This is a genomic window from Pseudomonas sp. LPB0260 (assembly GCF_013388395.1).
The window spans coordinates 2,463,733-2,477,609 of the sequence record NZ_CP058247.1 but is presented as its reverse complement, the minus strand read 5'-3'; the positions used below and the strand labels follow the sequence as shown (position 1 = coordinate 2,477,609).

General features: G+C 66.7%; 11 protein-coding genes and 1 pseudogene. 3 read left to right on the top strand and 9 right to left on the bottom strand.

Going from position 1 to position 13,877, the window contains the following annotated elements; genetic code table 11:
- Window position 1: 1 nt before the first annotated feature.
- Window positions 2–1,105: an efflux RND transporter periplasmic adaptor subunit gene (locus tag LPB260_RS10995; protein WP_208708764.1), complete on the bottom strand. Its 1,104-nt coding sequence runs from the start codon at window positions 1,103–1,105 to the stop codon at window positions 2–4.
- A gap of 91 nt (window positions 1,106–1,196) precedes the next feature.
- On the opposite strand from LPB260_RS10995, the gene LPB260_RS10990 reads away from it, so the two are divergent.
- Window positions 1,197–1,835, top strand: a complete 639-nt coding sequence (locus tag LPB260_RS10990) for a TetR/AcrR family transcriptional regulator (RefSeq protein ID WP_208708763.1) — start codon at window positions 1,197–1,199, stop codon at window positions 1,833–1,835.
- On the opposite strand, the pseudogene LPB260_RS10985 reads toward LPB260_RS10990, so the two are convergent.
- Window positions 1,836–2,614, bottom strand: a pseudogene (locus LPB260_RS10985) (class I SAM-dependent methyltransferase). It abuts the gene before it with no gap.
- Between the two features lie 110 nt (window positions 2,615–2,724).
- Here LPB260_RS10985 and LPB260_RS10980 point away from each other — a divergent pair.
- A complete protein-coding gene (locus LPB260_RS10980) occupies window positions 2,725–3,111 on the top strand; it encodes a hypothetical protein (RefSeq protein WP_208708761.1) in 387 nt (128 codons plus the stop codon).
- A gap of 27 nt (window positions 3,112–3,138) precedes the next feature.
- On the opposite strand, the gene LPB260_RS10975 is transcribed toward LPB260_RS10980, so the two are convergent.
- Complete coding sequence (locus tag LPB260_RS10975) at window positions 3,139–4,176, bottom strand: GlxA family transcriptional regulator (protein ID WP_208708760.1); 1,038 nt, start codon at window positions 4,174–4,176, stop codon at window positions 3,139–3,141.
- 538 nt (window positions 4,177–4,714) lie between these two features.
- On the opposite strand from LPB260_RS10975, the gene LPB260_RS10970 reads away from it, so the two are divergent.
- Complete coding sequence (locus tag LPB260_RS10970; RefSeq protein WP_208708759.1) at window positions 4,715–7,438, top strand: hypothetical protein; 2,724 nt, start codon at window positions 4,715–4,717, stop codon at window positions 7,436–7,438.
- Window positions 7,439–7,629: 191 nt separating this feature from the next.
- Here LPB260_RS10970 and LPB260_RS10965 read toward each other — a convergent pair whose 3' ends face one another.
- The 6 genes from LPB260_RS10965 to proW form a co-directional block, all read right to left on the bottom strand.
- Entirely contained in the window at window positions 7,630–8,346 is a 717-nt protein-coding gene (locus tag LPB260_RS10965) for a response regulator transcription factor (protein WP_208708758.1), read from the bottom strand.
- A 466-nt stretch (window positions 8,347–8,812) separates the two neighbouring features.
- A complete protein-coding gene (locus tag LPB260_RS10960) occupies window positions 8,813–9,571 on the bottom strand; it encodes an SDR family NAD(P)-dependent oxidoreductase (RefSeq protein ID WP_208708757.1) in 759 nt (252 codons plus the stop codon).
- A gap of 10 nt (window positions 9,572–9,581) precedes the next feature.
- The gene (locus LPB260_RS10955) at window positions 9,582–10,349 is read right to left on the bottom strand and encodes an SDR family NAD(P)-dependent oxidoreductase (protein ID WP_208708756.1); all 768 of its coding nucleotides are present in this window, start codon (window positions 10,347–10,349) and stop codon (window positions 9,582–9,584) included.
- A complete protein-coding gene (locus tag LPB260_RS10950; protein WP_208708755.1) occupies window positions 10,346–11,731 on the bottom strand; it encodes an MmgE/PrpD family protein in 1,386 nt (461 codons plus the stop codon). The genes LPB260_RS10955 and LPB260_RS10950 overlap by 4 nt, the downstream gene beginning before the upstream one ends.
- A gap of 92 nt (window positions 11,732–11,823) precedes the next feature.
- Complete coding sequence (proX, locus tag LPB260_RS10945; protein ID WP_208708754.1) at window positions 11,824–12,849, bottom strand: glycine betaine/L-proline ABC transporter substrate-binding protein ProX; 1,026 nt, start codon at window positions 12,847–12,849, stop codon at window positions 11,824–11,826.
- Window positions 12,850–12,911: 62 nt separating this feature from the next.
- A complete protein-coding gene (gene proW, locus LPB260_RS10940) occupies window positions 12,912–13,859 on the bottom strand; it encodes a glycine betaine/L-proline ABC transporter permease ProW (RefSeq protein WP_208708753.1) in 948 nt (315 codons plus the stop codon).
- Window positions 13,860–13,877: the final 18 nt, after the last annotated feature.

The window sequence follows — 13,877 nt, the reverse complement described above, 5'->3', positions numbered from 1 at the left end:
ACTACTCCTTGGCCACCAGCTTGACTGCTCGGTTGTCACGGTCGACCGGGCGCACCTGCTGGCCCTCGCGCAGCACCTGCACGCCGGCGGCCACCACCCAGTCGTCGGCCTTCAGGCCTTCGAGCACCGGCACGGTCTTCTCGCCATAGGCGCCGATACGCACCGGGGTGCGCTTGAGGCTGGAGTCTGCCGGGTCGACCACCCAGACGAAGGGCCGGCCCTGCTCGGCGCTCAGTGCCGATAACGGCACCGCCAGCGGCACCTCGCCGTCGTGGGCGATGAACACCCGGGCGCTCTGCCCCAGTTCGGCCGGCACCTTGCCTTCGACGAAGGAAACCCGGGCGGCGAAGGTGCGCGACTGCGGGTCGGCGGCCGGCGACATCTCGCGGATCTGCCCGGAAAAGCGCTGGTCGGGCTGCGACCACAGCTCGACCGCCACCGACTGGCCGACCTTGAAGCGCTCGAAGGCCTGCTCGGGCAGGCTGATCAACACCTCCCGCTCGCCATTGGCGGCCAGGGTGAACACGCTCTGCCCGGCCGCCACCACCTGGCCGACCTCGACCATGCGTTTGGCGATGATGCCGTCCTGAGACGCGCGCAGCACGGCGTAGCCGGCCTGGTTGCTGGCCACGTCGAACTCGGCCTTGACCTGCTTGAGCCGCGCCTCGCCGGAGCGATAGAGGTTCTCCGCGTTGTCGTACTGCGAGCGGCTGACCAGCTGGCGCTCCAGCAGCGTCTTGTAGCGGTCGCGCTCGGCGCGCACCAGGCGCAGATTGGCTTCGGCGGCGGCCACCTGGGCGCGGATCGCCTCCAGCTGCAGGCGCACGTCCTGGGGGTCCAGTTCGGCCAGGGGCTGGTCCTTCTTCACCTGGTCGCCGACCTCGACCAGGCGCTTGGTCACCTTGCCGGCGATGCGGAACGCCAGCTCCGGCTCGAAGCGCGCGCGCACCTCGCCGGGGTAGCTGTCCATCAGCTCGGCGGCCGGTTGCGGCTGCACCACCAGGGCCGGACGGATGGACTGCTCAACCTGCTCGCCATTGCCACAGGCGGCGAGCAGCGCGATTAGACTGGCGGGCAGAGCGACGGACAGGACATGGCGCAACATGATGAACGACCTTTCGCGGAGGTTTGGAATATTTGAACCGACGGGTATAGTAAAAATAGCAAACTCACCAGTCCAGTATTAAAAGCTGCCCATGCCCAACAAATTGTTACCCCCCAGCGGCCCGGGTCGCCCGAAAGACCTCGCCAAGCGCCAGGCCATTCTGGACGCGGCGAAGAACCTGTTCCTGCGCCACGGCTACGACGGCAGCAGCATGGATGCCATCGCCGCGGAGGCCGGGGTGTCCAAGCTGACGGTGTACAGCCACTTCACCGACAAGGAGACGCTGTTTTCCGAGGCGGTTAAGGCCAAGTGCCAGGAACAGCTGCCCGAGCTGCTGTTCGAGCTGGCGGATGACGCGCCGCTCGAGAGCGTGCTGCTGAACATCGCCCGTGGCTTCCACGCGCTGATCAACAGCCGCGAATCGATCGAGCTGCACCGGGTGATGGTCAGCCTGGGCGCCCAGGACCCCAAGCTGTCGCGGGTCTTCTACGAGGCCGGGCCGCAGCGCGTGCTGCAGGAAATGGAGCATCTGCTGCGCCAGGCCCAACGCGCCGGCAAGCTGCGCATCGACGACCCGCTGGAAGCGGCCGACCAGTTCTTCTGCCTGGTCAAGGGCGGCGCCAACTTCCGCCTGCTGATCGGCTGCGGCGAGGCGCAGCAGGGGGCGGTGGCCGAGCAGCATGTGCGCAACGTGGTGGCGATGTTCATGCGCGCCTACCGGCCTGACTAGTCAGGCCTTGCCCAGGGACTTCTTCGGATAGATGTCGTAGCGGCTGGATTTGCCTTCCAGGGCATAGCCGGGCTTGGCCCCATCGATCAGCGGCGCCTTGCGCGGACGCTTGACCACCACCCGATGGCTGGCCAGTTCGAGGGCCGCGGCGAGCAGCGCCGGGGCATCCAGATCGTCACCGACGAAGGGACGGAACAGACGCATTTCCTTCTTCACCAGGGCACTCTTGTCGCGGTGGGGAAACATCGGGTCGAGGTAGATCACCTGGGGCGGCTCGTCCTCCCAGGCGCCCATCAACTCGATGGCGTTGCCGGCCAGCAGACGCATGCGAGCGACGATCGGCCCCACCTCGGCATCGCCGACGGCGCGCCCCAGGCCATCCTCGAGCAGAGCGGCGATCAGCGGCTGGCGCTCGATCAGGGTCACCTCGCAGCCCAGGCTGGCCAGGACGAACCCGTCGCGCCCCAGGCCGGCGGTGGCATCCAGCACCCGCGGGCGCACGCCCGGTTGCACGCCCACTGCCTTGGCGATCATCTGCCCGCTGCCGCCGCCGAACTGGCGGCGATGGGCCATGGCGCCCTCGACGAAGTCCACCCGTACCGGCCCGGGCGCCTGGGGCCCCAGCTCGACCAGTTGCAGGCCCGCCTCGCCCAGCTGCAAGGCGTACTGCGCCTCGCCCTCACGCGGCAGACCCAGGCGCGCGGCCCAGGCGTCGGCGGCCTCGTGCAGATGGGCGGCCAGGGCGTCCATGCGAATGCTGGCGCTGGGCTGTTGGTCACTCATGGGCAATCACACTCGAGATCGTTCAATTCGGCCGCGCGTCGGCCGATAACCAGTTTGGGTCGGCATTCTGCCAGACCCGGTCCCGTCCAGCCGCAACGAGTTGTCCATGATCAACGGCCTCGCCACGCTCCAGCCCTCCTCCGCCGCCGGCCGCAACCTGCCCGCGGTGAGCAGCGAGGCGCAAGTCCGCGGCTATGTCGACTTTCAGCTGCTGCTGAGCAAGCTGCTGCCCCAGCAGCCGGTGGCAACAGCGGACGGCGCCAGCGAGGCCGCGCCAGAGCCGGCTCCGCTCCCGGCACCAGCGCAGGAAACCGTCGATGCGGACTATGCGGACTACCTGGCGCGGCTGACCCTCGAGCACGGCGAATATCTGCGCGCCCGCCCGCAGCCCGTCGACCACCTGAGCCTGGTGCTGCTGGCCGATGCCAGCAACGCCTGCGCCCGCCTCAGCTCGCCTGGAGCGGCGCTGGGGCTGCCGCCGCCACCCCGCTGACAGTCAGCGGCCGGACGGCGGCGCGGCTCAGCGGCCCTGCTGCGAGGTCGCGCGGAAACGCCCCGGGGCGACGTCGAAGAACTCGCGGAAGCAGCGGCGGAAATGGGAAATGCTGACGAAGCCGCTGGCCACCGCGATCTCGGCCATGGACTTGTTGGTCTGCTGCAGCAACTGGCGCGCGCGGGTCAGGCGCAATTCCAGGTAGTAGCGCGAGGGGGTGGCGTTGACGTGACGGCAGAACAGGCGCTCCAGGTGACGCCGGGAGATGCCCACGCAGTCGGCGATCTCATCGACCACCAGCGGTTCGTCGATGTTGTTGTGCATCAGCTCCAGGGCCAGCTTCAGCGCCTGCGGCAGGGTCGGATCGTAGTCCACCGAGACCACCGACACGTCCATGACCTCGCGCATCTTGTCGCAGCTGAGCACCTCCTCCACCGCGCTGACCAGCTGCTCACCACCGCTGCAGCGCACCACCTCAAGCATCATGCCCAGGGAACTGTTGGCCCCGGCGCAGCTGATCCGCTCGCGGTCGACCACATGGGCGTGGCTGGACAGTTTCACGCTGGGAAACAGCTCGGCCATCATCGCCCGGCCATCGGGATGGAAGGCGCACTCGTAGCCGTTCAGCAGCCCGGCCTCGGCGATGAAATAGGCGCCGTTCCACAGGCCGCCGAGGATGGCGCCGGCGGCCTCGGCCGAACGCAGCTTGCTGCGCAGCAAGGGTTCGCCCTGCAGGCGCACGCGGAAACCGCCGCACACCACCAGGATGTCCAGCTTCTTTTCCTCCAGCTCGGCCAGGCGGCAGCCGGCGGAAATGGCGATGCCCAGGTCGCTGACCACCAGCTCCTCGGCCCCCCCGACCACCAGCACCTCGAACAGCGGCGACGAACTCATCAGGTTGGCGGTGACCAGGGCATCCACCGCGCCGGTGAAGGCCATCATCGAGAAGTTTTCCTGCAGCACGAAGGCCACCCGCCGCGGCGGCAGCGACGGCCCTGCGCTCACCATCTTGTCCAGGTGAGCCATGTTCTTGTTTTTCAGCACGCTCTCGAAGGACGATCTCATCTAGCAACTCGGTCAGACAAAAATGCCATGTGATTATTCTAGTTATGCGGGGCCACGCCCCCCGCCAGGCGGGAGGGGCATTTCCCCTGGCGTGCAGGGCACAAGCATACCCTGCTCCTGGAGCCAGTCCGCGAAATAATATCCATGTGAACACGCTGTAGCAGCCCTATTACGACTCGATACGGCACGCGGAAAGGCGGCTCAAATCGCCTTGCACCAGCGAGCCGGCTGATCCGACGGGCGGCGGTGCTACCGCCCCCATCTACGAGCCGGGACCCGGCAGAAAACCACGCCACTCGACTGCCGAGCAACGCCAGGGCGACCTGTCGCGCCGCCCCCCCGCTGCAGCCCGCGCTCCTCCGATAGCTCCTTGCATCAGCGCTCGGCGCCAGCAATACGCCACTAGTCCGAAACTCCCATGCCGTCTGGGAGCATCGGGCGATGGGCACTGCGCCGGTCTCTCCCGATAGTGGAGGACAGAGCTGAAGTCACGGCCAACGGTCAGGCCTCGATGACCGGCAACACCCAGGAGCACGCCATGGCTATTGTGTACGTTACGCTGGACGAAACGGCCGGATTGCAGAACAACACTGCCACTCCAGGCATCGCGGGAGACGCGGACGACAACGACATTCTGGTGACAACCCTGCCGCTGACCTTCTCCACGCGCCTGAGCGTACTGGGGGCCAACACCTCCACCGCATTGGGCGCGGCCTTGAGCGGCTATAGCGGGGCCGTGGGCGACACGGGCAGCAACGCCTTCAGCATCACCCCGCCCCCCGGCGCGAACGTCATCGATGTCAGCTTCACCGACAGCACGGGCGCGCCGCTCAATGGCCTGGACAGCGGCCTGGACACCCTCGACGGCACGAGCATCCTGCTCTACACCGATAGCCTCAACAACAACATCCTGCTGGCCCGGGCCGGGGGGCCGCACGGGACCATCGTGTTCGCCGCCTATATCGAGGAAACCGGCTCGCCGGTCTCGGGCGGCAAGCTGTGGATGGTGCAATACCAGCCGCTCAAGCACCTGAACCCCAACGACCCCGACGATGCGCTCAACTTGCTCAACAAGGTATTCATCGGCACCAGCCAGGACGTGGAGTTCGTCCTGGCCAACGCGCCCTCCGGGCAGAACCTGTTCCTCATGTTCACCCAGACCAACCCGCTAACCTTTAACGACAACGGTGTCACGCGGATCTCGAATCCGAGCATCATCGCCACCGGCAAGGACCCCGCTAACCAGTCCACCGGCGTCAACATCAACACCGGCGACACCATCAACACCAGCCAGGCGGGCGGCCCGACCACCTTCGGCACCAACAATCAGATGATCACCGAACAGGAGGGCATCCGCTTCACCTTCGTCACCGGCGCCCGTCTGGACGTGACCATTCCCAATCTGGATCAGAACGAAGCGGATGTCGAAGCCAACATCGACTTCACCGCCATGTTCAACGCGCGCTCGGCGCGCTTCGACGTCGTGCAACTGCAGAGCGGCAAGACGGCTCAGGTGAAGATCAGCGCCTTCAGCACCGACGCGGAACCCGGGGTGAATTTCGTCGACGGCTATACAAACGATACCGCGGTGGCGATCAGCAACGTCCGCGTCATCAACATCGCCAGCGGGCTGGTGATCGAGAACTCGGATGGTTCGGTGAACGACCCCGGCATCACCATCGCCATCGTCGGCGGGGTCGCGACGCTGACCGGCATCAAGGCCGGCCACAGGATCGAATACACCACCACCACGGATCACAACCGCGTACTCGTCGAGAACGGCGCGGCCCTCAACGCCAAGGGCAACAACCACGCCGACTTCGACATTGGTGGCTTCATGCTGCGGCAGGTCTCGACCTCGGTCACCGAGGTCGGCTCCCAGATGATCTTCGAGGACGACGGCCCTACCCTGGCCTTCGGCAACCTGATAGGCACCGGCACCACCCTCGCGCAGTTCGGCTACTGGAACATGGCGGCCGGCGCCGACGGACTGGGCGCGAGCGGTCTGGACATCAGCCTGGTGAACGGCCAGTTCACCCTGGTCAGGCCCGACGGCACTACCGCCACCGGAAGCGGCACACTCACCGAGCTGTCGCCCTCGCCGGATGCCAGCGGCGCCTTCCGTTTCGCCGGCCAGTTGACCGGCGATTTCGACAACAATTCCGCAACGGCGAATACCACCATCGACTACACGCTGACCGCTTTCGCCAATGGCACCTATGCGCTGGACCTGGTGCAGGGTTTCAGTTCGATGATAGTGCGCAGCAGTGCCGATGGCGCGCTCGCTGCCGGCGGCCCGGACCCGGTGCGCACCCTGCTGATCCCGCCGCAGAATACGCCGACCATTCCGTCGCCCTCCGAGGAGATCGTCTTCTTCGGCGTCAACGCGACCACCAGCGCCGCCAACATTCTCCTCGCCATCGGGCCGGGCGCGTCGGACCTGACCGAAGCGCAGATAGAAGCCGGAGGATTCAGCTTCCTCGGCACGGCGAACATGAACGTCAGCACCTCGGGCATCGGCATCGGCAACAACAACCTGGATGGCAACGGCACGGCCGGCATCAATCCCGGCGACGAGAGCTTCGTCGTCAACCCCGAGTCCCTGTTGACGGCCATGCGAGTCTTCATCGACAACTCGGTGCAGGGCTACAACCCAGCGACGGAACAGCTCTACTACCGGATCTTCTACTCGGACGAGACGGTTTCGAACCATATCCTGGTGGGAGCCGCTGACCTGAAGTCGGAAGCGGGCGGGCAGAAGTCCTTCCTCATCGAGCGCGAAGGCAGCAAGCTGATCGATGCGGTGCAGCTGACCATGGGCAAGGGCGTGATCAAGATCCCGGTGATCCAGTTCATCCAGGAGACCGAGAGCCTGGCCAGCGATATCCGGCTGACCTTCAGCGCCACCCTGACCGACGGCGACGGCGATACGGCGACCAGCATTTTCGCCGCCGACCTGTTCGCCAACGAACTGGCCAACACGCTGTTCGACTACTCGCTGCTCGGCACGCTCGGCAAGCAGGACGCCTTCAACGTCGACCTGTCTTTCACCGAGACCCTATACCAGGTCACCGGCTTCGATGCGAGCTCGGGCCTGCGCGACAGGCTGGTGCTGCTTGGCGACCCGGGTGCCGTCACGTCGATCGACAACAGCGGCGCAGACAGCCTGGTGACGATCACCGAGTCCGGCGGACAGATCACCACCATCACCGTGGTCGGGGTCGACCTGCTGGCCAGCGACATCGTGCTCGGCGGCATCTGAGGCATCGCGGGAAGGTGCAGCTGCGGGCGGTAGCGCAAGAGCCTACCCCCCGCACTGCTGCCGGCAACTCTTGCAGGGGCGGCGGGCATGCAGGCCGGCACCGCCATCAGCCAGCCTCTCGCACCTGGCCACCGCTCAGGAGGGCAACGGCCCGACTGCCCGGGCACTGCACAGGGTGCCAGGGCCTCGATTCAATCCAACTCCACCCAACTGGACGCAGGCGGCTCATCGCTGTCGGTAATCCCGTGCTTCAGCGCGTATATCAGCAGGTCGACGCGGTTGATGAGTTTGAGTTTGTGATAGATGTTGCTGAGGTGGTTATGCACGGTGTGCTCACTGATACCCAAGTGCGCGGCGATGCTCAGGTACTTGGCGGACGGGTCGCCCACTATGACGCGAATCAGCTCCTTTTCGCGATGCGTCAACTGCGCCTGCCTCGTCCTCTCCAGACTGCACTTAAAGGGCACGTGCCCGGCCACGGCATAGCTGGACAGCCCCCCGGCCCAGGCTCTGTCCAGCCCGACGTCACGATGGTGGACCCTGATGATGGCCTGGATGATCGCTTCCGTCGGGTCTTCGGCCAGCACTATGCCACGGGCACCCGCACCTATCGCCTGGCCCACTGGAATGGATTCGTACAACCCCTTGAGCACCAGCACTTTCATCTCGGCATTGGAGGCGAGCCCGGCGATGACATCCAGCGGGTCGAGTGCATCCGGAAAGAAACTGAAAAAAATGACATCGGGACGCAACCGGTCGGCAAGATCCAGTGCGCTGGCATAGGCCGAGGCTTGGCCGATCACCTCCATCCGTGGCTTCCTCGCGTTGATCAGATCGTGCAGGCCCATGAGGACCAGAGGACGGCAATCGATCAGCATCACGCGTATCGGATTTCTGCGGGCAGGCATGATGATCCTCGCCCTCTGGAGAGTGAATGTTTGCCAGTTGGCCGAAGAGCGTCGGCAAGGCCATCCCAGGCAGGCCAGGAAGGCAATCTCTGGCAAATCAAACAGATGCACCGACGGAGTTCACATGCAGTCGCTCGGCATGCCGAGCGAACTCGCGCTCGAATCTGTTTTAAATAACTCATTGGCCACGCAGGTCGTTTTTCAACAGCACGTCAACGGTGAGGGGCTTTCCTATGTATAGGAAAGGCGTGGGCATGTGGCCAGCAAATTTTTCAATTGGAGCGAAGGGATTAAGCGGGCAAGCCAGCCCTCCATTCGAGCCGCCTAAACGAGGCGGATGAGCGAGTTCTGGGCGCCGTGGGCTCGGCGGATACCGCACAGCAGCGCCGGCCGGGCGCGCGCTCTATGTACAGGCGCGCCCCCAGGTGTCTATTTCCGACACCTGGGGCATGCCGCGTACAGCGCCTCAGAACGGCAGGGGCAGCTTGGCGGTGCGGCCGCCGTCGACCACCAGAATCTGGCCGGTGACAAAGGCCGCTTCGTCGGAGGCGAGGAATACCACCGCGCCGCCGACGTCCTGCGGGGTGCCGGTGCGGCCGACCGGGTGCATGGCCAGCAGGCCCTGGCGGGCGCCGACCGGGTCGGCCTGGACGTCGATGTAGGCGTTGCTCAGGTCCGAGTCGATCCAGCCCGGGGCGATGGCGTTGCAGCGCACGCCGTCGCGGCCGAGGTCCACCGCCAGGGCCCGGGTCAGGCCGTGGATGCCGGCCTTGGAGGCGCAGTAGGCGGCGTGCTGGGGGTTGGCGCCGAGGCCCTCGATCGAGCCGATGTTGATGATGCTGCCGCCGCCGCGCTGGCGCATCTGCGCCAGCAGTTCGCGGGCGAGGAACACCGGCGCGCGCAGGTTGACCACCAGCATCCGGTCCCAGTCCTGCTCGCTCATGGCCTCGATCGGCTGCTCGAACATGAAGCCGGCGTTGTTCACCAGCACGTCGATGCCGCCGAGCAGTTCGGCCGCGGCCTGGGCGATGCGCAGCGGCGCGCCGGACTCGGCCAGGTCGGCCTCGACGAAGAACACATCCGGGTTATTCGCCAGCTCGGCGTCCAGTGCCTGGCGCTGGGCCACCAGCACCCGCGCACCGGCGGCCAGCAGTTTCTCGGTGATGCCGCGGCCGATGCCACGGCCGCCGCCGGTCACCAGGGCATTTTTTCCTGTCAAAAGCATGGTCATCTCCTCAGCCCGAAACCGGCTTGGCACCGGTGACCTCGAGGGTCTCGCCGGCGATGTAACGCGCCTCGTCCGAGGCCAGGAAGGCGATCACATCGGCGATGTCCTCCGGTTCGGCGATGCGCCCCAGGGGCACGCTCTTGTTCAGCTCCTCGACCGCCTTGTCCGGGTCCAGGCCGCGGCGCTCGAAACCGCTGCGGATCATCGGCGTGTTGATTTCATGCGGGCACACGGCGTTGACCCGGATGCCCAGCGGCGCACAGTCGCGGCCGAGGTTCTTGCTCAGCGCCGCCACCGCGCCCTTGCTGGTGCAGTAGGCGACATGCCCCGGCCCCGGGTAGACGCCCCACACCGAGGAGGTGTTGACGATGGCCGCGCCCTTGCGGCCCTTCATGTGTGGAATGGCGGCGCGGCAGATGTAGAACACCGCGTTGAGGTTCACGCCCATGGCGTCGAACCACATCTCGTCGGTGGTTTCCTCGATGGTGCCGCGGGGGATGATGCCGGCATTGTTGAGCACGATGTCGAGGCCGCCGAAGGCCTCCACCGCGGCGCTGACCAGCGCCTCGCAATAGCTCTTCTGCTTGAGGTCGCCGGCCAGGTAACTGACCTCGGCACCGAGGGCGCGGGCCCGCTCGGCGATGGCCGCACAACCCACCTCGTCGCGGTCGGACAGCATCAGGCGCGCACCCTCGCGGGCGAACAGCAGGGCCAGGGCCTGGCCGACGCCGCCGGCGGCGCCGGTGATCAGGGTGACTTTCTCGGCGAACTTCATAGGGCGATCTCCATGAGCTGAGCGGCCTCGGGCATTGCCCGGGCGACGTCGGTGTGGAACAGCAACTCGAACAGCTCGCTGCAGTCGGCGCTGGCCGGCAGCGCGGCGACGGCCTGTTCGATGGCCTCCCGGCGCACCTGATCCAGGCTGACGCCGGCGAGCAGGTGGAACTTGGCGCTGAACTCGGCCTGGCTCATGGCCGTGGCCGGGTCGCCCTTGGCCGCAGTGATCGGGCTGGCGAAGCGCTGGCCATCCTTGAGCGACACCGAGACCCGCGAGAGGATCTCATTGGGGAAGCGCGCGGACAGGTCGTCGGCCTCGACGATCTCGATTCGTTGGCTGACGGCGAGGATGTCGGCAGCATGGATTGCCTCCCCGGTCACCTCCAGCGGGCCGACCTGGCCACGGGCGACCAGCGCCGCCAGCGGGAAGGCCAGGGCATACTGGGCCTCGTCGGCATTGGCCGGGGTGTGGCCCTGCAGGCGCATGGATTCGTGGAAGGTCTCGACCTGGATCTTCTCGATGGCCTCGCCGCTGATCTGCGGATGCGCGGCCAGCAGCGCGGTCATCGCGGTCAGGGCCGGCTGGGCCCAGCGGCACACCGGCCAGGGCTTGAAGTACTGGGCATCGATCTCCCAGCGCTGGCCGAGGTCGTGCCACTGGGCGGCGACCGCCGTGGTCTCGACCGTCTCGGCCGGCGCGCCGGTGACCCCGGCCTGGGCCAGCAGCAGGGCGTTGAGCCCGGCATGGGCGCCGGCGCCGTGGGCGTCCCGCAGCATCGAGGGATGATCGACCAGGCGCATCATCGGGCAGCGCGGGCCGAAGTACTCGGCGATGCCCAGGGCATGACGGAAGGTCTGCTCGTCGAGGCCGAGCAGGCGCGCGCCGCCGCAGACCACGCCGAGCCCGGAGAAGGCGCCGGAGGCGTGGTATTCCGGCGCGGTGGCCATCAGCGCGGCACCGGCGCGCAGCGCCGTCTCGTAGCCGATGCACAGGGCGCTGAGCAGCTCCTCGCCACTGATGGCGCGGCCCTGCTCGCGGCAGGCGTCGACCAGCGCCAGCAACGCCGGCACCACGGTGGCGCCGGCATGGCCCTTGGAGGTGAAGTGGCCCTCGTGGGCATCCAGGCTGTCAACGCTGAAGCCGCCGGCCCAGGCCGCGCCCAGCGGGTGCACGGCACGGCCGTCGAACAGCAGGCGGCTGGCCATGGCGCCGGCCGGGTAATGCGCGACCGCGTAGCCCTTGAGGGCCTGGCTGGTCTGGTTGTCGCGGGCGCCGGCGGCGACCCCGAGGATGTCCAGCAGGCAGGTCTGCAGCAGCGTGCGGGTGTGCTGCGGTGCCTGGCTGAAGGTGAAATCACGGACGAACGAATAGAGCGACATGGGCTTACTCCATGAATGGGTCGCGACTCGAAGGGCAAAAAAAGGCGCCCATCGGGGCGCCCAAATAAGGTTCACGAGTCTGAGCGCGGAACTCAGTTGGCCGCGGCGCGGGAAGCGGCCAGCCAGCCGTCGAACGTCTCGCGGTGGGCGGCGACCCAGTCGGCGGCGTGACGCTTGATGTCGGCGGCGCTGCTTTCACCGTTCTGCATCTTCAGGTTCTGTGCGCTCTCGTCATCGGTGGTGATCTGCACCAGCGAGAGGAACTTCAGGGCGGCCGGATTCTCCTTGGCGAAGTCCTTGTTCAGCACGGCCTTGACCTCGTCCACGGCGAAGCCGAGGTTCTTGCCGGCGAAGCTGGTGTTGACGTCGTTGTTGCCGTCCGGCAGATCGGTGTGCGGCACTTCCAGCCAGACCACATCCTTGCCCTCGACCAGCACGCCGGCGATCCACTGCGGCACCCAGGTGAAGTAGAGGATCGGCTGCCCTTCCTTGTAGCGGGCGATGGTGTCGGCCATCAGGGCGAAGTAGGAGCCGCGGTTGTGGCTGACGCTCTGCTCCAGGTCGTAGGCCTTGAGGTGGTGGTCGATCACCAGCTCGCAGCCCCAGCCCGGGTTGCAGCCGGTAAGGTCGGCCTTGCCATCGCCATTGCTGTCGAACAGCTTGGCGATCTCCGGCTTCTTCAGGTCGGTGAGGTACTTGATGTTGTGCGCCTCGGCGGTCTTCTTGTCGATCAGGTAGCCCTGCAGCACCCCGGGGATCACGTCGCCGGCCTTGACCAGCGTGTCGTCGCCGCCGACCTTCTGGTAGAAGGTGTCGTGCAGCTTGTCCCACAGGTGCACGGAAAAGTCGGCATCGCCGTAGGACAGCGCCAGCATCATCGCCGCGTATTCGGTTTCCTTGGGTTCCTGTACCTCGTAACCCAGCTCGCGCAGGCCGGCCATGGCCACCTCACCGCGGAAGCGCTCCTCGGCGATGCTCGGGAAGATCGGCGTCACTTCCACGCCCTCGCCGGGTTTCTCGGCGCTCGCCGCCTGGCCATACAGCGGCAGCAGGCTCAGGGACGCCACGGCGGCGCAGTGCAGGACCTTCTGGGTGAAGCCACGCTTTTCGAAACTCATCGTCATCTACCTCTGGGTTTTGTTGTTCGTCGGGTATTTCGATTGGGTTCAGGAACCAGGCCTCAGGCCTGAGCTTTGGCGGTTGCCGGGCGGCTGCCCAGCAGGCCCAGCAGCAGGCCGACGGGGCCGCTGTGGTACCAGCGCCGGCTGGGGTCGCTGCTGCGCTCGCCCATCGCCTGGGTCAGGCGGTCGAGGAAGATCGCCAGCAGCACCAGGCCGACACCGCCGACCGTGGCCAGGCCCATGTCCAGGCGGCCGATGCCGCGCAGCACCATCTGCCCCAGGCCGCCGACCGAGATCATCGAGGCGATCACCACCATCGACAGCGAGAGCATCAGGGTCTGGTTGACGCCGGCCATGATGGTCGGCGCGGCCAAGGGCAGCTGCACGCGGCGGAGCATCTGCCACGGCGTGCAGCCGAAGGCGCGGGCCGCCTCGATCTTGTCGTCCGGCACCTGGCGGATGCCCAGGTTGGTCAGGCGCACCAGCGGCGGCACGGCGAACACGATGGTCACCAGCACGCCCGGCACGTTGCCGATGCCGAACAGCATCACCACCGGCACCAGGTAGACGAAGGCCGGCAGGGTCTGCATGGCGTCGAGCACCGGCCGCACCACCTTCTCCAGGCGGTCGCTGCGGGCCGAGAGGATGCCCAGGGGCACGCCGATCAGGGCGCAGAAGAACACCGAGGTCAGCACCAGGGCCAGGGTGGTCATGGACTCCGACCAGACCCCGATCAGGCCCAGCAGGGTCAGGGTAACGGCGCACAGCAGGCCCATGCGCGGCCCGGCCATCTGCCAGCCGAACAGCGAGGCGAGGAGGATGCCGATGGTCGGCGGGATGCTCTGCAGGGTGAATTCGAAGCCGTTGAGCACCTGGTCGATCGGCCAGCGGATCGCGCGGAAGAACTCGCGGAAGTTGTGCACCAGGTAATTGAGGGTGCTCTCCACCCAGTCGCCCAGGGGGATGGTCAAGGTCTGGAAGGGATCGAGAATGCTGAACTCTGACATCGTGGTTACCTATTCTGG